This window comes from Paraclostridium sp. (assembly GCF_051657365.1).
Taxonomy (GTDB): domain Bacteria; phylum Bacillota; class Clostridia; order Peptostreptococcales; family Peptostreptococcaceae; genus Paraclostridium.
Genome location: NZ_JBOFKN010000156.1, coordinates 33,918 through 55,006 on the forward strand (window position 1 = coordinate 33,918; position 21,089 = coordinate 55,006).

Consider the following 21,089-nt stretch of genomic DNA (forward strand, 5'->3'; position numbering starts at 1 on the left):
CCTCCCTCCAGACTAATAAATAACTGAGAAGTTTTCTTTTATAGCTTCCTCAGATATATTCAAATCCTTAAAAACTTTAGGACTATTTACCTGTAATATAAATGATTCTGAATCATTTTCTAATATAATAAACCCTCCATTATTTGTTGTTGGACTTTTACTTTCATCTAGTTTATTCTTAGAAATTTTACTTATTGTAAATAATTTCACCGGTTCTGTATGATGTAAATCATAATAGAAAAATTCTGATTTATTATCCTTGTAATTTTCTTCTACATATACTTGATTTGCTAAATTATTAGGCAAACTTAATTTAAAGTTACTTTTATAATTATAATATATTTGACTTACAAATACCGTATTTGAATGTTCTTTAGTTTTTCCATTCCAAATATGCCAACTAACGTTAGCGGAAGTTTTATAACTATATTTTGAATTACTATTTATTATAGGTATTTCAGCTATTCCATCGTTATTAATATCTTGAACTGGTATATAATATGGTTTTTTTGTAATTATATTATTTTCATCAAAAGCTTTTTCAAGCTTTCCATTTTCTAAATATAATATTTGAGTAGTATAAAAATCATTACCTGTAAATGATTTTGTATCTACTACTATTCCTTTACTATCTTTTCTAACTTTTTTAACATTTATATATACACTCTCTAAGCTTTTAACATCATTAAATAAATCAACATCTTTTAATCTTATATATTGATCAAAGTACGTTAGGCTAACTGCCATTACATGTGTTTTAGGATTGAAATTAGCTATTATTATATCTAATTTACCATCATTATCTAAATTTTCTACTATTACTTTCATTTCAGTAAATTCATCTTGATTTTCAATCCAACTTGGATTAAATTTAGTTAGCCTAGTTATTTTATTATCTTTAAACTTACATATTTCCATAGTTGCTTTATCATCTTTTTTAGTTAATAATATTATCTCTTTATATCCATCATTATCTAAGTCGTAAAAATTGGCATACTCAATACTATCTCCGTCTACAAAATAGTTATCCTCTACTGAGTAACTACCATTTTTACTATCATTTAGGATAGAGAAACCAACCTTACTACTACCTTCATCTAAATCTTCTTGCTTCTCAAAGACTATGGTTTCATCTATATTGTTATTATCTAAATCAACATCATTTATAGATGCAACTTCAGATGAGTTTTTAGGAAATGTAATAATTGATCCTTTATCTAAAACTTCATTTATTTTTAAATATGCATTTGATTCTTCTTCATTGTATATAGGTTTTTTTATTAACTGTTCTGGCGACTCTGTACTGGTACATCCAACATTTAAAAAACCAGTACACAATACTAATACAATTAATTTAAATAACTTCATTTATTTGTCCTCTCTAGTTTTTAAATATGCCTTGAACTTTTCTATATTTTCTAGTTCCTTTTTTTCTATATCCTCAGTAACATTTCCTCTACCTAGTCTATCTGCAGTAGATAAAAGAGCCACTTCTTTATAATCTATATCTTTCATCATATCTTCATACGTGAAAAATGGCAGGTTTTTATCAAAAAATAATGGCTGCATATGATATCTAACCAATTTAGATACAGTATATTTTAATTTTTCATTATCTGTTAACTTGTCCAATATTATTTTGGAAATTTTTTCACCCTCAATATCATGATTATAAGAAGTTATTCTTCCTTTTCTAACTTTCGTAGTTGTAATTTTACCTATATCATGAAGTAATGCGCCCCACATAAATGCAAGTCTATCACTTGAATATTGTTTTAATTTAGAAGCATTATCAATTACCATTAAAACATGATTCAAAACATTTCCCTCTGGATGATATTTGATATTTTGTTCGATATGTTCAAGTTCAGATAAGTATTTTATAAGATCTATATTATAATGCTTTTCTAAAATCAAATTTTTTACATATATAGATGGTTTTTTATCATTAATTAAATGATTACTGATTTCTTTAAAGATTAATTCATTGTCCATTTAATTCGCTCCTTGAGTTATAAAATTTAATATTTTTTAAGCAAGAACTTAGTTTTAACTAAGTTCTTGCTTAAAATCAAGTTATTCTTCAGAGTTATTTGTATTTTCTACAATTTCGTCCTCTTTAATCTCTTTTATTATTTCATTTCGTGAAGCTTTACTATTTTTATTTTTTTTAGTGGATTTTTTGTTTTTAGGAAATAAATTTAACTTTAACTTTATTCCACCTTTATTAGATTTATTGTTAGAATTTATTTTCATCCCATATTGTTCTTTATCTTTTTCTGGAACCAAATCATTTAATACGATCTCAGCTTCTCTATCTTCTTTATCCATAATATCATTTAATACAACTTCTTCTACAGGAACTTCTTTTATTTGATTTTTAGTTTTATTAACTCTTTTTCTTGATTTTGTTTTATTACTCTTTTTTGATGCTATTCTCATATATTTATCCCCCTAAAATTTATTTGTATATTACATGTATATTTCAGAGGGCTTGTAATTATTTGTTATTATTTATATGTTTTGGCGGCTTAGGTCCTATATATTGGTATATATATGTTTTTAATCTACCATTGTATAATTTTCTCTTTTTTGTAGCTTTTTTATTAAATGCATTTTCGAAATCCTCATATGAAGTCACCATATAATAAGACCACGTTTTAAGTTCCTTAAATGCGTACCCTAAATCTTTATATAACTTTTTAACAGTTTGTTTATCTTCAAGTCTTTCTCCATATGGAGGATTTGTTACTATAAATCCAAACTTTTCTTCACTTTCAAAGTTTTTAGCATTGAAAACCTTAAACTCTACATAATCTTCAACACCTGCAAGTTCTGCATTTTTTTGCGCTATCATAACAGCTTCTTTATCTATATCATAACCATGAATTTTAAAGTCTATGTCTGTATTCATTTTATCAAAGGCTTCTTTTCTTGCATCCCACCATATCTTTTTATCCATAGTTGTCCACTTTTCAGATACAAACTCACGATTAAGCCCTGGAGCCATATTAAGACCAAGCATTGCAGCTTCTATTACAATAGTACCTGACCCACACATCGGATCTACAAATGTTCTTCCTGGTTGCCAAGGTGTTAATTGTACCATAGCCGATGCCATAGTTTCTCTTAATGGTGCTTTAGTCGATACTTCTCTGTATCCTCTTTTGTGAAGTGCCATTCCACTAGTGTCTAAAGCTATTGTTACAATGTCTTTATGTATAAAAACTTGTATTGGATACTTTTCTCTAGTTTCCGGTAACATTCCATCTTCTTCATAACTTATTTTTAAACTTTCAACTGTAGCTTTTTTAACTATTGCTTGTATATCCGACGTAGAAAATAATTTTGATTTTATTGATGAAGCCTTAGATACAGGAAATTCCCCACCATATGGAATATACTTTGACCAATTTATAGCCTTAGTATTTTCAAACAAATCATTAAAAGTTGTAGCTTCAAACTCTGCAACCTTCAAAAGTACTCTTTCAGCTGTTCTTAACCATAAGTTAGACATAGCTATTCCTTTTTCATCTGTTTTATATGTTACTCTTCCGTCTTCTGTTTTTATTATTTCATATCCTAAGTTTGATATTTCATCTTTAAGTGTTTTTTCTATTCCAAAAAAACAAGGTGCTATTAATGTATAATTTTTCATTCTTTCCTCCTAGTGCTTAATTCCATCATTCATGCTACCCATTCGATAGCCTAGCAAGTCTAAGGTTACGTATTTAAACCCTATTTCTTTTAACTTATTATGTGTATTTTTTAATAAATCTTTATCAAAAAATTTATTTATTTCACTTTCTTCAACTTCTATTCTAGCTAATTTATCATGTGCCCTTACTCTAAACTGTTTAAAACCTAAGTCTTGCAAATACTCTTCACTTTTTTCTATCATTCTAAGCTTATCATTTGTTATAGTTTCACCATACGGTATTCTAGTAGCTAAACAAGCAAATGCAGGCTTATTAAATGTAGGTATATTTAGTTCTTTTGATAAAATTCTTATATCATTTTTAGTTAATAAGCTATCTTTTAGTGGACTTTTTATTTCTAGTTCATCTAAAGCTTTAAGACCCGGTCTATAATCACCCAAATCATCTAAGTTAGTTCCATCTAAAATATAATTTATATTATTCTGTTTTGCTATATTTTTCATATTTGTAAATATCGCTTTTTTACAATAATAACATCTTTTCTCATCATTATCGACAAACTCTTTAATATCAAAATTATCAATTTTAAAAACTATATGTTTAACTCCTAAAGCTTTTGTATATGACTTAGCTTCTTCTATTTCTCTATTTGAATGCATCATAGCATGTATTGTTACTGCTATACATTTATCTCCTAGTATATCATTTGCTACTTTTAATAAAAAAGTGCTATCTACACCTCCAGAAAATGCAATTGCTACACTTCCAAGTTCTCTTAATTTATTTTTTAGTGTCTCTAACTTGTTTGAAGTATCCATATCCCTATACCTCCCCCATTTTCTAATACACTTAATTATATACAATATGTAACTTTTAATCAAACTTTTTAAAATATGTGTCGATATTGTAATATTTTGTTTTATTTGAGTTTTTTACCTACCTGTTATATTATAAAATTTATAGGGGAGGGGTATTATGACTATAGAGTTAAAACATTTAGAACATTTACTTAAATGCAACAAACATATTAAACTTCAATTTATCGAAAATACTACTTTTTTGGAAATTAAAAATTTATCTAAGATAATTTTAAAATTAGAGCTTAAAAGCAATAATTTAGAAGATAATGCAAGTATTATTTATGATGCTATTACTAATTTAAATGATATTACTTTATATATTCCCAAAATATATATTCCATAAAATAAAAGAGGGGTTATTTTAAAAACCCCTCTTTTATTTTTGTAATTTTTCTTTTTTATAGTTATAAATGCTAATAATTAAGTTTCCTATAATAATTATTGATACTAATTTAAAAGTATTATCAAAAATACTATTTCCTCTTTTCAAGTAGCCCATATACATAATTGCAAAGTAAGTTATACTTGCAATTATTTTAATAATAATCACTTTCTTAACATACATTAATGCCTCCGTATTATCTAAGTTCTTTATTTTTATATAATTTTAGACTAATCATCATAGATATGCCTAAAGCAACTATACTAGCTAATACCAATACAATGGGTAATCCTATATTGTTTATCATATCTGTAATTTTCAACATAATTGTCAAATCTTCATTTATGATAGTTATAAATCCGGTTGCAGCTCCTGCTATTGACATAGCAACTATTAAAACTATCAATCTCCCTTTTGTTGTCCCGAATCTAATAACAATCGGAGTTATAATAGATACAACAACCACTGATGAAATTATTCCTATAATTAAATATACTTGTATAGGCATTTCATTTTTGTTTATTAAGTTTATAAAAAAATATATTGTTGTCAAGCAAATCATAACTATTGTAGATACAGATATTCCTAAAACATATCTAGATACTACATATTCACTTCTTTTTACAGGAAGTGATACTATTAAATTATCTACTCCATGCATATCCTCATATGCGAGTACTTGGTATAAAACTAAATAGCTTCCCATCCCAAATAGCATACTTAAAAATGAAGGACTAACTACAGCTATTAAAGTCCATACAATCCCTATAAACCAAATATTTTTAAAAACAGAATTTAAATTATTAAAACTCATTTTTGTAAGATTTATTATATTAATCATATTTTAACACCCCTTTGTATAATACATTAGTATATCTTCCAAGTTTACCTTGTCATAAATCACTTCTTCTCCGAAAATTTCATAAGCATTTTTTACATTTGATATTAATCCATCAAATCCAAAAGAATTTTTAGTGTATGATATAAATTCCTTCTCAGTATCACTGTCTAGTAATTCTTTTTTTCCTCTTATTATTCTGTGATTTTCTAATATACTTTCCCTATCACCTTCTAATATTATCTTTCCCTCATATATAAAAACAAGGTAATCTGAAACTTTATCTAAATCAGATGTTATATGCGTAGAATAAAATACAGTAGCTTCTTCTTTTTCTATATGTTCTTGCAATATTTCTAAAAATTCATTCCTAACTAAAGGGTCTAGGTTTGCAGTAGGCTCATCCATTATTATTATTTGAGGATGATGAGAAAGAGCCATAACTAATTCAAATTTCTTTTGTTGCCCTTTTGAAAGTTCTTTATATTTCTTATTTTCATTTAACTTAAATTTATTTATATACTTTTCATATAAATCATCATCCCAGTTTTTATAAAAAATAGACACACTCTTTTTTATATTTTTAAGATTAGCTTCATGTACATAACCTGGAATATCCCCTACATATCCAATTAGTTGCTTTATATCTGTATCACTTTGACCATTTTCTTTTCCAAGTATTTTTATACTTCCACTATCTTTAAATAACATGTTCATAATTAGCTTTATTGTTGTAGTCTTCCCTGAGCCATTAGGCCCTATAAATCCAGTTATATAACCTTTTTCTATATCTAATTTGTTAATCTCTAGTTCAAATTCATTTAACTTTTTATTTAAATTTCTGATTTCAATAGCTTTCATAGTTGTTCCTCCTAAACTTCTTCATATATACTTTTAAAAATCTCCATACCCTCTTCTAATGTCATACCTGCTGATTTTGCTTGTTTTATTATAAGTTCTAATTTATTTTCAATTTCATATAAAGTTATTTCTCTTAATCTATCAGTATTTTGCATAGATACAAAAGTACCTTTTCCAGTAATAGTTTCTAAAAATCCTTCTTTTTCTAGTTCCTCATAAGCTCTTTTTATAGTTATAATGCTTACCTTTAATTCCTTTGCTAAATTTCGTATAGATGGAAGACCGTCACCTTGTTTTAAAGTTGAATCTAAAATTTGATTTTGCACCTGATTTTTTATTTGTTCATAAAGTGGAATTGATGATGTATTACTTATACTTATATTCAATCTTGCACCTCTTTTCTATATATAATATGAACACTGTGTATAAAGTGTGTATATTATATATATACACTTTATACACACCTATTGTCAACTTAATTTATAAATTCAGTACAAAAAAATGAACTCTTGTATAGAGTTCACTTTTTTATTATCTATTTAAAAGTTTTTCTTTCCATTCTTCTTCTTTAAATCCTATAAGCACATTTTTACCATCAAATGCTATCGGTCTTTTTATAAGCATCCCATCACTTGATAATATTTGTAAAAGCTTATCTTCACTTTCAGTTTTAACTATATCTTTAAGTCCCAACTCTCTATATTTTACTCCACTTGTATTAAAGAATTTTTTCAACTCATATGTACTTAATTTATACATAGCTTCTAACTCTTCTTTACTAGGAGGATTTTTTACTATTTCAATTTCCTCAAAGTCTATATTATTTTCATTAAGCCAAGCCTTGGCTTTTCTAACTGTAGATCATTTAGAATATCCATAGAATTTTAACATAATTATCACTTTCCTTTACTTTCTTTTTTTATATTATTACACTAATTTTGAAAGTTTAAAACATTTTTATTCATTCCATGGAACTACTTCAACTTCTCCATACCATCTATCTTTTAATCTATTTGAATACTCACCTTTATAATTTATAATATGCAGTACTGATAATTCTACATATCTCGTTCCAATTTGAAGTATATCCCACATATCTTCAACTGTTAAATTAGCTCTTTTTGTTCTCCTTGTTGGATGTACTATTATATTCCTAAAGTAGGTAAATATATCTACTCCATCATCAAACTTAATTTTTATATACTGATTAAATATCTCAAGTTCTTCTTTTCCATAATATATACTGCAAGTATCTAATAACAATCTAATATTATCAGATGTTGTATTTTTTTCAAATTCCAAATCACTTAAAGTTTTAGTCTTTTCAACTATCACTACATACGAAAGCGTTTCCAATGCTATTTGTGTAGAAATAACGTTATTTTCTATACTTATATTATCCAGTGATTCTATATACCAATCTATAACATGTCTTAGTGCTTGTCCATAGTATGGATCATGTAGCTTTTTACACATTAAACTTATATATTTTTCAATATTATGATGATTCACTACAGTGTCAGACCAAGTTGGTACATACTTAAATGGAGTTATCATAGATTCTTTCCATAATCTAAAGTTGTTTTTATCATCCTTATATCCTTTTACTAAACATATCCCAATATATCTACCAGCTAAGAAATTTAAAGCATCTGATATCTCATCTAATAGTTTAAATATATAAGTTGACTTGAATTGTTTCCCATCTTTTCTTTTAATTCTACCTATATGTGTTATTATATTGCCATTTTTTTCTCTTAATTCTTCATATAGTTCCTTTTTATAGTCATATCTTTTATCTATAATAACCTCATATCCACTTATTTCAAATTCTATTCGCCCAGCAAACAACTTATCATGGTGTTTTATTAATGTTCCTTGTTTCTTATCGAAATTTACAATATGAAAATCTATAAAATCTACAAATTTATTTTTAGATTTTACAATTCCATTAGTTACATATCCATTTATATAATTATTGATTATGTTATTTATACTAATATTAATCGGTTGATATCCGTGTAATTCTATAATTCCTTCTAAGTATTCATCTTTTATTATTTCTAAATCTTTGCTTTCATAATCTAGTATTTCCGCTTCAAAATTTATATAAGTAGGGGGACTAATTTTATAGTAAATCCGACCCTTACATTTATATAGCTTATCTAGGTAAATGCAAAAATTTCCTTCATGAATAACTATATCCTCATCAATACCATAACTTAGGTATGTTGAGGATATAGCTTCTTTTACTACCTTCATGTTTTAGCCCACCTTCATTAAACATAGTTGTCTTAATATTATAACATATATGATAAATAAAAAACATTCATTTAATACTTCTATTTTCATTCAAATTAAATAGACTTTCTAAATATTTTTTATAATATTAATCTCTCTGATAATATATAATTCAAATTTTCTATTAAATGTTTTTTTGTTTTACTTCCAATAATGGTTGCCTGTAAATCCTTCGTGTCAATTATAAACTCTAATTTATCATTAATACTTAAACTATCATTGTCTCTGCATTGATTTAATGGAGAACTTATAGTTGTATATAGACCTAATTTTTTTGCAGCTCTAATAGCACAATAGTATTCTTTTCCAACCAATTGAGTTTTATTTTCTAATGCGCTTTTATTGTAAATATTATATGGCATTTGAATGAACTTAAAATGGTTGTTTAATCCTTTAACTTCTCTAGCTATATCTAAAACTTTTTCTAAAGATATATACCATGGAGAATTTTCGTCACATATAAAAGCTTTCCATGTAGACATCCCATAAAATTGTATATTTCCTTTTTCTACTTGCTCTTCATAAAACTCTACTAAAACTTTTAATTGTTTATAAAATTCTACTTCGCCTAATACATACATTGATATTTCGGGATTATGTATATAATGAATATCTATTGTATCAATTCCTAAATTTCTTTTACTTAATTCTATTGTAGTTTCATAAAAGTAAGGAGCTAATGTATGCATATGTCCATCAACTATATTTACATCTTCTATATTTAATATTCCCTCTGGTATTAGTATTTCTTCTAAATAGTCAATTGCCTTTACATCTATTTCACAATCCCCATATATTTGTCCTCCTTTTGTTGCTATTACTATTTCGCCTCTTTTTATGGTTTTTCTTTTATTTATTAATTTATTTAAAACAGCACCTACATCTTTTTCTGATTTCATCTCTCTATAGTTTACAGATGTATCTATAAAGTTTACTCCATTTTCTAACCCATAAGTTAATGTATCTATATATAAGTTTGAATGTTCATCTGTAAATTCACCTAGATGAGTTCCCATTCCAAATAAAAGTGAGTAAAATTTTTCTGTATTCTTTATGTAGTTTTTATGTATTCCTCTATTTTTAAAATATTCTTTAGTTTCTTTTAAATTTGCATATCCTTTTATCATTATATAACCTCCAAATTATACTTTTATATCTTAAAATTGAATATAACTTTAAGTGTATATAATACCCTTTATGAAACTTATTTTTTCTAATTTTTTAATCTAATTTCATCCCATTTTTAGTCATTATACGCTCAGAAACAAAGTTTTCACTCATACACTTGATTTTATACCTAAGTAAAAATTACATTTTAAAATTTTCAAGTTAAATAAATTAAATCTTTACAAACTAAACTTATAGAACTTTTTCATACGACTTATATTGTCCATTTTCAGAAATTTGTTGAAATCCAACTGATTCAAATAAATTTGTTGAACGTTTATTATATAGATATATTTTAGGAACATATATTGATTTAAATTCTAATTGCTTTCCTCTTTCCAATAATTTAAGTATGACTTTTTTTCCTATTCCTTTTCCCCAATAATTTTTATCGCCTATAACTATCGGCATGTTATTCTTTGATATAGCTACATCCCCTATAGTTTTGTAGTTTCCATTTTCTAAAATCTGTATAAAGTATAATTCACCTATTGACTCTAAATATTTGTACATTCTATATATAGTATCTAAACTATACACTTTATCAGTTACACCTTCTGAAAAATAAAGAATATCTTTATCCTGATACCAAGGTAGTGCAATTTTCCATTGACTATTATCTAGAGAAATTAACCTTATATTATCAGATACAAGTATAAATTTAGGCTTCATTTTTATCCATTCACTCTTCAATAAATCCATATATACTACATCAGAAAACTCGCCACATCTACTATCAAAATACGATTGTCTTATAATTCCGATTTCTTTAAATCCTAACTTTTTATATAAATTCTGAGCTCTTTTATTATCTATCATAGTTGTCAACTCAATTTTATTTAAATTTAAATTTTTAAACATAAATTCTATAAAGCAACTTAATGCATCCTCTCCATAGCCTTTACCTTGCTCACCTCTTTCACATATTTTTATACCAAATTCAGATTTTTGATTTCTAGCATCATAACAATTGTAATTTATCTCACCTATAGGTTTTAAATTTTCTTTTTTGCAAATTATAAAGCATTTTTTATCTCTATCATAAAAATTTCCATTTTGTAATTCTACTTCAACCTTACCCTTTATAAATTCCAAACTTTGTAGTGTTCCATAAGCTAGTCCTGAATCTCCCATCATATCCCCATCGTTCCACCATTTATGTAAAATCACTTCATCTCCATCTTCAAAAGGTCTTATAATTGTTTTATTTCCAATAATCATTTTGCCTACTCCTCCTTTTTAAATCTGTGAATCTTCATATTCTTGCTTTGAAATATTGTAAAATAAAGATAAAATCTCCTTATTATTTAAATGTATTAAATTTTGTTTCTTACTAAATTTATATTTAAAACCACATTTTTCAATAACACGCTTAGAGTTATTATTACCATCTTCATGTCCACACCAAATAAAATCTAAATTTAAATCATTAAAACCATATTTAATCACTTCCATTACAGCTTCTGGTACTATTTCATTTCCCCAGTAATTAGGATTTAATACATATCCAATTTCTCTTTGTCTTTTATTTTTCATATTATCTATTGGTCCTTTATCGTGAAATCCAAGGCTTCCTACAACTTTACTTTCACATTTTAATACAATTGCATATGTGTCGTCTTTTTCTATAAACTTATTGATTATTTCTTTACTTTCTTCCTCATTTTCATGTGGTTGCCATCCAGCATTAGGGCCTACCAAATTATTTTTTGCATATTCAAAAACATCTTTACTATCGCTTTCTTTAAATTTTCTAAGTAATAACCTTGTCGTTTCTAAATCCCTCATATATCTACTCCTATATTCCATATTTTTTCTACTATTATAACTATTCTTCAAAGAGACCGCATATCCTATATTTATAATGATTAATATAAAAATGTAATTTAAAACCTTTATTAAAACACGAACTTTTTTATTATTTTACATATTTTAATACATATATTATAATTATTATTATAAGTTTCACTACAATTAGGAGGGGTTTTATGTTTAAAATCTATAAAGGGAATATAATTTTCACACAAAATAAAGATAATTTCAAAATAATAGAAAATGGATTTATAGTAGTTAAAAACGGAAAAATAGTTAATGTTTATGATCAGCTCCCAAATGAATATAAAAATATAGAACTAGTTGATTATAATGATAAAATAATAATCCCTGGAATGAACGACTTACATGCTCATGCTCCTCAATTTAGAAATCTAGGAATGGCTATGAGTAAAGAACTAATCCCATGGCTTAATGATTATACATTTCCAGAAGAATCTAAGTATGCGGATATAGAATATGCAGATAAAATGTATAAACAATTTGTAAAAGAAGTTTGGAAAAGCGGAACTACTAGAATAGCTGTATTTGCAACTATACATAAAGAATCTACAATTAGACTTATGGAAATTTTTAAGAATTGTGGAATTGGCGCATTTGTAGGAAAGGTTAATATGAACATAAATTGTCCTGATAACCTTTTAGAAAATACCCATCAATCTATTTTAGATACAAAAGAAATTTTAGATATGAATTTAGAAAAAGATTCATTGGTAAAACCTATAATAACTCCAAGATTTATCCCTAGCTGTGATAGTGAACTTTTAAGAGAATTGGGGAATTTAGCAATTAAATACAATATAGAAACTCAATCGCATTTATCCGAAAATCAAGGAGAAATAGAATGGGTTAAAAATCTTCACCCAAAATCTAAGTTTTATGGAGATGCTTATAATAAATTCAATTTATTTGGTCAAACCAAAACCTTAATGGCTCATTGTGTTTACTCTTCTGATGAAGAACTATACCTTATGAAAACTAATAATGTCATGGCTGTTCATTGCCCTACTTCAAATTTAAATTTAGCCAGTGGTATTATGCCAATTAGGAAATTTTTAGATAAAAACATAGATATTTCTCTTGGATCTGATATTAGTGGAGGCCATGACTTATCAATATTTAAAGTTATTGTTCATACTATACAAGCTTCTAAACTTTGGTGGGTAAATTCTGATAAAAAACTTGATTTTTTAAGTCTTTCTGAAGCATTTTATATAGCTACTAAAGGTGGTGGTAGTTTCTTTGGCAAAGTTGGTAGCTTCGAAGAAGATTACGAATTTGATGCTTTAGTTATCGATGACAGCCAATTAAATCATGATAATTATAACTTAATTGAAAGGTTGGAAAGATTTATATATATTGGAGATGATAGACATATACTTCATAGATATGTTCGCGGAAATAAAATAAATGAGCCTAAGTTTTAATTAATCTAATATTGATTTTAGCTAAATTATATTTTTGCATATATTTACTACTATAAAAATTTACTTAGTGTAAATACTAATTTTAGAAAACTATATAATAGTTTATTTAATTTTATTAAAAAGGAGTTTTAATATGTCTAAATTTACAGGCGTAATCAAATGGTTTGATAACGATAAAGGATTCGGTTTTATATCAGCTAACGATGGTGATGATGTCTTTGTTCACTATTCTAACATCAAAGAAAATGGACACTGTAAGGACTTACACGAAGGTGAGGAAGTTAGTTTCGATGTCATAGAAGCTCCTAAAGGTCCCTCTGCTATAAATGTTCATAAAATGTAATTTTAAAATTCTTACTGTATATTTAATTTTTAATACAGTAAGAATTTTTTTATAATAAGCTCTGCTTAATTTAATGTCTATTATGAATTTTATCTGCAATATCATTTTTTATATTGTTTATTTTATCTTTAGTATCACTTGTTTTATCATTAACTTTGTTTTTTGTATTATCTATATTTTTATCTACTTCATTAACTTTATCTTTAGCATTATTTATATTTTTATCTATTTGATCTACCTTAATGTCTACCTTGTCTTTTGCTCCATCTGCTTTACTCTTTATTTCATTCATTTTTTTTGAAGATGAATTAACCTTATTTGATACATCGTTTAACTTTCCATTTACTTTATTTTTTGCAGAATTTACATCACTTGCAGTATTATCTATCTTATTATTTACATCTTTAAGTTTTGAACCCATACCGCTAGCTATATCAGTAGTAGAATTCAATGCATCATTTGCATCTTTTAATGTTGACTTAGTAGTATCTACTTTTTCAGAAAAACGATGTGCAAAATCCGTTAGTGAATTCACATGTGAATCTGTGTCTATTTTATCGAATTTTCCTCTTATTTTTTCACCCACTTCAAGATTTATACTTGTTTCTTGAGTTTTTGGTTTTTCTTCTTGTGTTTCCTTTATATCATGACTAGCACAACCAGTCAAAATTACAGTCGATAGTAGTGTTGTTATAATAAAAATTTTCTTTTTCATATCTTCCTCCATTTTTAATTAGAATTCTAACTTTTTTTATTGTTTTATTATTTTACTACATTTTCATTATTTTGTATATATCTAAATTATTTTTTTATTTGGATAAATTAATCATAAAAGGCACTAATTTCAAAATTGAAATTAGTGCCTTTTATGATTTTTTTAATAATTATAATTTTTAGTATATCTTTCCTGGATTCAAAATATTTTTATGATCAAATGCTAACTTAATATTTTTTATAATATCCATATAAGCATCACTCTGTGACTCATGTAAATATCCTTTTTTAGCATATCCAATACCATGTTCTCCAGAAACCTGTCCGTTAAGATATCTAGATTTTTCATACATTTTTTCAAAAGTCTCAGATAATTTCTTGTCCCATTCATTTTTATCTAAATCATCTCTTAAAACATATATATGAAGATTTCCATCACCTGCATGTCCAAAACTTTTTATTCTTATATTAAGATTTTCTTGAAGTTCATTAGTAAACCTTATAAATTCAGCAACTTTATCTCTAGGAACAACTACATCACATTCATCCATCTCTGTTGTTGTGGCTTTTATAGCTTCAAGAAATGCTCCTCTAGCTGACCATATAGAGTCGTTTCTCTCTTGAGTATCTGATATAAATACATCATATGCTCCACAATCCAAGCAAAGTTTAGCTACTTTATCATACTCTTTTTCAATATCTTCTTTACTATTTCCATCAAATTTTAATAATAAGTATGCATCTGAAGTATTGTCAGGAAACTTTTTACCTAAAAACTCTTCTGATGCAAGTATTACATCTCTTTCCATAAATTCTATAGCAGTTGGTATAGATTTTGATTTTATGATTTTAGGAACGGTTTCTATTGCAGTTGCTAAGTCAGGAAAAGGAACAAGTAAACTTATATCTTTTTTAGGTAAAGGTAGCAATCTAAGTATAGCCTTAGTTACTATCCCTAATGTACCTTCTGATCCTACTATTAAATCTTTTATACTATAGCCTGAGCTATTTTTTACAACTTTGCCACCAACATTTATAATTTCTCCATTAGGAAGTACTACTTCTAATCCTCTTATATAATCCCTTGTAACTCCATACTTAACAGCTCTCATACCTCCTGCATTAGTATTAATATTACCTCCTATAGTAGCACTTTTTTCACCTGGATCTGGTGGATAAAATAAATCTTTTTCTGTCACATACTGACCTATAGTCATAAGTAATACACCTGGTTCTACTGTTAACGTTAAATTTTCTTCATCTAACTCTAATATAGAATTCATTTGACTTAAATTAATCATTATACCACCATAAATTGCAACTGCTGCTCCAACTAATCCTGTACCTTGCCCTCTAGGTGTAACAGGTATTTTATTTTCATAAGCATACTTCATTATTTTAGAAACTTCATCAGCATTATGAACATTAACTAATACTTCTGGATATTTTTCAACTCCACCTAGTTCATCATGTGAATAATCTTCATTTATGTCTTCTCCAACTATAACATTTTCATAACCACATAAATTTAATAAAAATTCAATATCTTTTTTATCTATTTTTTTATACATTCCAATTTCCCCCAATCCTTATTCTATTGTAACTGCTACTTCTGACATTAATGTTTCAGTATCTAACTTTTCTAGTTCTATATCTTTAATAAGTTTAGGTATTATATCATATATATCTCCAACTATGGCATAATGAGCTGTATCGAAAATAGGTGCTTTATCATCCTTATTAATAGATATTATACAATCTGAGCCATTCATCCCTGCTACAAATTGTATAGCACCTGATACTCCACAAGTTATGATAAGTTTAGGCTTAACAGTTCTACCGCTTAACCCAATTTGTTTTTTTGCATCTATCCATCCAGACTCTACTAAAGGTCTTGTTCCCGCTACCTGTCCCCCTAGTAAGTCAGCTAATTTATACAGCATATCCATATCTTCTTTTTTCTTTATTGCTCTACTTCCAACTATTATAACTTCTGCATCTTCTATTCCTACTTCTTTGCTTTTGTTATTAACTTGTAAAACATCTATTCTAGAATCTAATTTATCCTTAGCTATATGGCATACAGTAACTTTTCCAGTTGGATTTTCAACTTTTTCTGGTGCTGTAAAAATTTTATATCTAACAGTTGCAAATTGTGGTCTGTGATTTGGCGTATGTATATGTGCCATTATATTTCCACCAAAAGCAGGTCTTATTTGATCTAAGTCAGTATTTTCTTGAACGTCAAGTATTGTGCAATCAGCTGTAAGACCTGTTTTAAATCTAGCTGCAAGTCGTGGAGCTAAGCTTCTACCTAATGTTGTCCCTCCAAATAGCAATATCGTCGGTTTAACTTTATTTATAAAATCTCCTACACATGCTGTATACGGCTCTATTCTAAAGTTTTCTAAAACTTTATCATCATAAATAAATACTTCATCAACTCCATAGGAAAGTAATATATCCGCTTTGTTTTTTATATTTTCTCCAACAAATACACAATAAACTGGTTGATTAATTTTATTAGCCATTTCTTTAGCTTTACCTATTAATTCAAATGTTACTGGATGTATATCACCTTTATGATGGTCAACATATACTGCTATACCATTCCATTTATCTTTATCAATTTCAACAACTTCATCTTCTACAAATTCAAATACGCCTTTAGGTCCTGTTTTTACACATAACTTACACATTTTACATCCAGCACCTATTTCTAATTTACCATTATTTATTTCTATAGCCCCAAAAGGACATATGTCTAATACTGTTTGAATATCTTTAACATTATCTTGATTTATAACTATTTTAGCCACTTTCAATCCCCCCTATAATAACTTTAATTCTTTTATTTTATTAAATAATTTAGATGAAATTTCAGTTTCATCCCCTATCCATACTTCTTTTTCTATATCTGATTTTGGTGGGAATATTTTTAAAACTTGAGTTGGCGAACCATTAAGTCCATAATGTTTTTCATCTTTATCATCAAAATCTTTAAGACTAATCATAGGTATCTCCTTATCTTGCGTTTCCATCTTCAATCTAAAAGATGGCAATCTTGGTTGGAAAATGTTATTTTCAACAGTTATTAAGCAAGGAAATTTAATTTCACAAATTTCTCGTGTATTAGGCATATCTACTTCCACTACTATACTATTTTCTTTGGTTTCTATTAATTTAGTTACATTTGTAACATGCGGTATATTTAAAAATTCTGCTATTTCTGGTCCAACTTGTGCAGTATCACCATCTGTAGTTTGCTTACCACAAATTATTAAATCTGTATTCCCAAGTTTCTTAATTCCTTGTGATATTGTATATGAAGTTGCAAGTACATCGGCTCCAGCAAATTTTCTATCACTTACTAAAGCCCCTTCATCAGCTCCCATCATAAAAGCTTCATGTATTACTTGCTTTGCTTGAGGCGGCCCCATACTTAAAACTTTGACTTTGGCATCGTTTTCTTTTTTGATTTTTAAAGCGGTTTCTAAAGCATACAAATCGTATGGATTCATTTTAGAATCTACTCCATCTCTTTTTAGTACACCTGTTTTTTCATCTACCTCTACTTCTGATGTTCCTGGAACTTGTTTTATACATACTAATATTTCCATATAATTACCCCCTTTACTTTACTATAACTGATACTCCATCTGGTATAACTGCTACTTTTGCAGATTTACCTTTTATGTCAAAAGCCATTTTTAGAGCTTTATCAAAGCTATCGGCATGTCTCATGTGCATATTTTCAATCATCTTAGAATCACATAAATCTGTAACTATTATTACAGTAAATTTTTCTAATATTCTTGCTAATATTTGAAACTCCCATTGATCTGGCATTGTTTTTTCTTTTGGAATTTTTCTTACCTTCTCAAGTATTTCAGTGGGTGAAGATGCATTTGCCACACTATCATAAAAAGACTGTCCACCATGTCCATCATTACAAGCAGATATCATGATTATAACTCCACCTTCATTACATGTTGCCTCTGCCGCCGTCATACCTTTAACAGTTTGATATATATTTTGGTCTAGTGGATACCCTCCATTTGTACTAACTAAAATATCAGCATCTACTGAATTCACCTTAGATAATTGAGTTACAAAGTCGCATCCAGTTTTATGAGCTTTAGCTACATCTCCTGCAAATGCACCTATAACTTTTTTATCCTTATCTATAACTACATTTAATATAAAAGCTAAATTAACATTTTTAGCTGCATATAACATGTCCCTGTGAATTGGGTTTTTTTCAAGATTACCAGTTCTAGCGTAAGGACTGTCTATAAATTCAGAACAGTGATTGTACATTATAGTTTTAGCCGATGCAACTCCTGGTAATACACTTTTTCTTCCTCCTGAAAATCCTGCAAAAAAGTGTGGTTCTATAAATCCTTCAGCTATTAGCAAATCAGTTTCTATTATCTCTTTATTAACTATTAAATCTCCTCCTGAAGGAAGTGTTCCTACTCTAACCATAGATTCTTCATCTGTTGCAAAGTGCATTATTATTTTTTCATTATCTACTATTTCTTCTCCCATTTTATACACAAGCTCATCTCTTGTACTAGGTCTATGGCATCCAGTTGATATTATTATTTTTATATCTATGTCAGGATTTGAATTTCTTATTTTTCTCAACATTATAGGTAATGTTATTTTGCTTGGTACTGGTCTTGTATGATCACTAGTTATTATTACCATACTATTTTTATTTTTCACCAAATCTTCTAATTTCTGACTTCCAATTGCATTGTCAAGAGCACTTTCAACTATTTCACTTTCACTAAATTGTGGTTTAAAATCATGTGCTTTAGACTGCAAAATTTTTATAAGGTTTTCATTGGGTATATTTATCTTCATACCACTTTTTGAATAAGGTACCGTTATTTCCATTCGTGTCCCTCCTATTTGAAATGTGTTTTTGTAAATCGTTTTCCCAATTGCCATAAATTCAATTTTTCATAATCTAATATAACAATTTAAAAATTTCATATAAATATAATTTCCCATTGGTACTATGGTCATACCAATTTGTACTTTTATAATAATAAATTTTTCTATTTATAGCAAGTATTGTTTATGTATTAACAATTTAAATATTTTAATTTTATTTTTAATTTTAAATATCATTTTACGACATTTTTAATAAAAAAAAATAAGTTTCAAATAATCTTGAAACCTATATTTTATCAATAGTATTTTTAATTAAGTCTAAATGCTCTTTCATGTACATATAAGCTTTTTCAGGTTCTCTAGATACTATCGCATCGCATATTTGCTTATGCTGAACATTTAATATTTCTTCTTCATGATAATAATTCACTATTTGCTCTCTTGAATTTTCAATAAAATTTTCTAATAAATTTGAAGATATTGCATATAAGCTTTTTATTAAAAAATTTTTGCTCATACATGCAATTTTATGATGTAAGTCCTTGTCTAATTCACTTTTATCAAATTTTCCATCCTTTTTCATAAGATATTGTGAAATCATTTTCAATTCTTCAATCTCGTCTTCCGTACCTCTTATAGCCGCTAATTTTACAGCTTCTAACTCTATCATACTTCTTAGTTCTAAAATATCCTCGTAACTTCCATTGTTTAATGTAAACATCATGGATAAAGGTTGTATAAGTGAGGCCTCTATATTATTACAAATAAAGTTTCCTTCACCTTGCTTACTTTCTATTATTCCCATTGTTTCTAATACTCTAAGTGCCTCTCTTATAGATGTCCTACTCACTCCCATATTTTCAGATAATTCACGCTCAGATATAAGTTTATCTCCCTTTTTAAGTTTTCCTGTCAAAATCATATCTTGTATCTGATTTATTACTTCTTGATATATTTTTTTATTAGTTATATTTTTAAACAAAAATTCATCTCCTTATACATTAAATATTTATTAATATATTATACTATAATTTTTTCTAAAAAATATAAAATACTATCTAAAATACAAAGTATCATAATCTATTGCATTTTAAATAGTATTTTTATATTTTATTTCTTTTCTATGTCTAATTCCGGTAAATATACTTCATTTTTAGATCCGCCCATGTTAAATTCAGGTCTTATTGTAATATAGCCACCATCTATAAATGGTATATCTACTACAAATTGTCCCTTTATATCATATCCTATTGAATCTAGTGCAAAATTATTACTGTCTAACTTTAATCCCTTTGGTACTGTAAATACTAAATATCCATTACATTTAGGCTTTATACCTTTATGATATATATTCCAATTAGAGTCACTTTCTTCAAATGGATATTGAGTCTCTATCTTGATTGATGAATTTGAAATTATTTCTTTATTTCCATTTTCATACATATCAAAGTTTAAGTATGCATCTTCTAATTTAAAAGTGTACTTAGTTGGATTATTGATTTCAAATTTCAAATTAATTCCCTTTTCATCTTCATATCTACTATCTAATTCAAAACCAACTTCAGTATCATTATTTTCCAAATAATCATACTCGTGTTTTAAGTCGCTAAAAATTATATTACTTAATAAGTTAAATATTATAGTAATTACAATTATAATTATTGATATCTTAAAAAATTTAATATAATTTATTTTATTATATTTTTTATTTATAATTTTTAAAGATATATACATAGATATTATAAATATTAACATTACTAAAATAAAGATTATAAACCTACTTGTATTTATTAACTCAG

At 26.8% G+C, this 21,089-nt stretch carries 24 protein-coding genes; 3 read left to right on the plus strand and 21 right to left on the minus strand.

Translation table 11 applies throughout. The annotated features are described in order from the left end of the window. Positions 1 to 12: 12 nt before the first annotated feature. The 5 genes from ACRCYC_RS11470 to larE form a co-directional block, all read right to left on the minus strand. A complete protein-coding gene (locus ACRCYC_RS11470) occupies positions 13 to 1,368 on the minus strand; it encodes a hypothetical protein (RefSeq protein ID WP_438619275.1) in 1,356 nt (451 codons plus the stop codon). Then, complete coding sequence (locus ACRCYC_RS11475) at positions 1,369 to 1,995, minus strand: HDIG domain-containing metalloprotein (RefSeq protein WP_438619276.1); 627 nt, start codon at positions 1,993 to 1,995, stop codon at positions 1,369 to 1,371. Between the two features lie 81 nt (positions 1,996 to 2,076). Further along, complete coding sequence (locus ACRCYC_RS11480) at positions 2,077 to 2,442, minus strand: hypothetical protein (RefSeq protein ID WP_438619277.1); 366 nt, start codon at positions 2,440 to 2,442, stop codon at positions 2,077 to 2,079. Positions 2,443 to 2,500: 58 nt separating this feature from the next. Then, entirely contained in the window at positions 2,501 to 3,658 is a 1,158-nt protein-coding gene (locus tag ACRCYC_RS11485; RefSeq protein ID WP_438619278.1) for a THUMP domain-containing class I SAM-dependent RNA methyltransferase, read from the minus strand. Positions 3,659 to 3,667: 9 nt separating this feature from the next. Further along, positions 3,668 to 4,477 carry an ATP-dependent sacrificial sulfur transferase LarE gene (larE, locus tag ACRCYC_RS11490; RefSeq protein WP_438619279.1) on the minus strand — a complete coding sequence of 270 codons (810 nt, stop codon included), beginning with the start codon at positions 4,475 to 4,477 and terminating at the stop codon, positions 3,668 to 3,670. A gap of 157 nt (positions 4,478 to 4,634) precedes the next feature. Between larE and ACRCYC_RS11495 the strand changes: the two genes are divergently transcribed. Continuing rightward, complete coding sequence (locus tag ACRCYC_RS11495; protein WP_438619280.1) at positions 4,635 to 4,862, plus strand: hypothetical protein; 228 nt, start codon at positions 4,635 to 4,637, stop codon at positions 4,860 to 4,862. Positions 4,863 to 4,895: 33 nt separating this feature from the next. Here the strand turns inward: ACRCYC_RS11495 and ACRCYC_RS11500 are convergent, their stop codons facing one another. From ACRCYC_RS11500 to ACRCYC_RS11540, 9 genes are all read right to left on the minus strand, one after another. After that, positions 4,896 to 5,084 (minus strand): hypothetical protein, encoded by a 189-nt coding sequence (locus ACRCYC_RS11500; RefSeq protein ID WP_438619281.1) that lies wholly within the window; start codon positions 5,082 to 5,084, stop codon positions 4,896 to 4,898. A gap of 13 nt (positions 5,085 to 5,097) precedes the next feature. Continuing rightward, positions 5,098 to 5,742, minus strand: a complete 645-nt coding sequence (locus ACRCYC_RS11505) for an ABC-2 transporter permease (RefSeq protein WP_438619282.1) — start codon at positions 5,740 to 5,742, stop codon at positions 5,098 to 5,100. A 3-nt stretch (positions 5,743 to 5,745) separates the two neighbouring features. Next, complete coding sequence (locus ACRCYC_RS11510) at positions 5,746 to 6,600, minus strand: ABC transporter ATP-binding protein (RefSeq protein ID WP_438619283.1); 855 nt, start codon at positions 6,598 to 6,600, stop codon at positions 5,746 to 5,748. Between the two features lie 11 nt (positions 6,601 to 6,611). Continuing rightward, on the minus strand, positions 6,612 to 6,986 hold the full coding sequence (locus tag ACRCYC_RS11515) for a GntR family transcriptional regulator (RefSeq protein WP_438619284.1): 375 nt from the start codon (positions 6,984 to 6,986) through the stop codon (positions 6,612 to 6,614). Positions 6,987 to 7,131: 145 nt separating this feature from the next. Beyond that, a complete protein-coding gene (locus tag ACRCYC_RS11520) occupies positions 7,132 to 7,491 on the minus strand; it encodes an arsenate reductase family protein (RefSeq protein ID WP_438619285.1) in 360 nt (119 codons plus the stop codon). A 66-nt stretch (positions 7,492 to 7,557) separates the two neighbouring features. Then, entirely contained in the window at positions 7,558 to 8,862 is a 1,305-nt protein-coding gene (locus ACRCYC_RS11525) for a hypothetical protein (RefSeq protein WP_438619286.1), read from the minus strand. Between the two features lie 119 nt (positions 8,863 to 8,981). Then, positions 8,982 to 10,028: an aldo/keto reductase gene (locus ACRCYC_RS11530; RefSeq protein WP_438619287.1), complete on the minus strand. Its 1,047-nt coding sequence runs from the start codon at positions 10,026 to 10,028 to the stop codon at positions 8,982 to 8,984. Between the two features lie 232 nt (positions 10,029 to 10,260). Continuing rightward, entirely contained in the window at positions 10,261 to 11,289 is a 1,029-nt protein-coding gene (locus tag ACRCYC_RS11535) for a GNAT family N-acetyltransferase (protein WP_438619288.1), read from the minus strand. Positions 11,290 to 11,307: 18 nt separating this feature from the next. Then, positions 11,308 to 11,856, minus strand: coding sequence for a GNAT family N-acetyltransferase (locus tag ACRCYC_RS11540; RefSeq protein WP_438619289.1), 549 nt, complete (start codon positions 11,854 to 11,856; stop codon positions 11,308 to 11,310). A 200-nt stretch (positions 11,857 to 12,056) separates the two neighbouring features. On the opposite strand from ACRCYC_RS11540, the gene ACRCYC_RS11545 reads away from it, so the two are divergent. Further along, complete coding sequence (locus tag ACRCYC_RS11545) at positions 12,057 to 13,328, plus strand: amidohydrolase family protein (protein ID WP_438619290.1); 1,272 nt, start codon at positions 12,057 to 12,059, stop codon at positions 13,326 to 13,328. 133 nt (positions 13,329 to 13,461) lie between these two features. Beyond that, on the plus strand, positions 13,462 to 13,671 hold the full coding sequence (locus ACRCYC_RS11550) for a cold-shock protein (protein ID WP_438619291.1): 210 nt from the start codon (positions 13,462 to 13,464) through the stop codon (positions 13,669 to 13,671). Between the two features lie 70 nt (positions 13,672 to 13,741). On the opposite strand, the gene ACRCYC_RS11555 is transcribed toward ACRCYC_RS11550, so the two are convergent. From ACRCYC_RS11555 to ACRCYC_RS11585, 7 genes are all read right to left on the minus strand, one after another. Next, the gene (locus ACRCYC_RS11555; RefSeq protein WP_438619292.1) at positions 13,742 to 14,386 is read right to left on the minus strand and encodes a hypothetical protein; all 645 of its coding nucleotides are present in this window, start codon (positions 14,384 to 14,386) and stop codon (positions 13,742 to 13,744) included. A 178-nt stretch (positions 14,387 to 14,564) separates the two neighbouring features. Further along, positions 14,565 to 15,956 (minus strand): FAD-binding oxidoreductase, encoded by a 1,392-nt coding sequence (locus ACRCYC_RS11560; RefSeq protein WP_438619293.1) that lies wholly within the window; start codon positions 15,954 to 15,956, stop codon positions 14,565 to 14,567. An 18-nt stretch (positions 15,957 to 15,974) separates the two neighbouring features. Then, positions 15,975 to 17,204: an FAD-binding protein gene (locus ACRCYC_RS11565; RefSeq protein WP_438619294.1), complete on the minus strand. Its 1,230-nt coding sequence runs from the start codon at positions 17,202 to 17,204 to the stop codon at positions 15,975 to 15,977. A 12-nt stretch (positions 17,205 to 17,216) separates the two neighbouring features. Next, positions 17,217 to 18,005 (minus strand): electron transfer flavoprotein subunit beta/FixA family protein, encoded by a 789-nt coding sequence (locus ACRCYC_RS11570; RefSeq protein ID WP_438619295.1) that lies wholly within the window; start codon positions 18,003 to 18,005, stop codon positions 17,217 to 17,219. 13 nt (positions 18,006 to 18,018) lie between these two features. After that, positions 18,019 to 19,290, minus strand: a complete 1,272-nt coding sequence (gene larA, locus ACRCYC_RS11575; protein WP_438619296.1) for a nickel-dependent lactate racemase — start codon at positions 19,288 to 19,290, stop codon at positions 18,019 to 18,021. A 286-nt stretch (positions 19,291 to 19,576) separates the two neighbouring features. After that, positions 19,577 to 20,272 (minus strand): FadR/GntR family transcriptional regulator, encoded by a 696-nt coding sequence (locus ACRCYC_RS11580; protein WP_438619297.1) that lies wholly within the window; start codon positions 20,270 to 20,272, stop codon positions 19,577 to 19,579. Between the two features lie 128 nt (positions 20,273 to 20,400). Then, on the minus strand, positions 20,401 to 21,089 hold a 689-nt coding region (locus ACRCYC_RS11585), incomplete at its 5' end, for a hypothetical protein (RefSeq protein ID WP_438619298.1).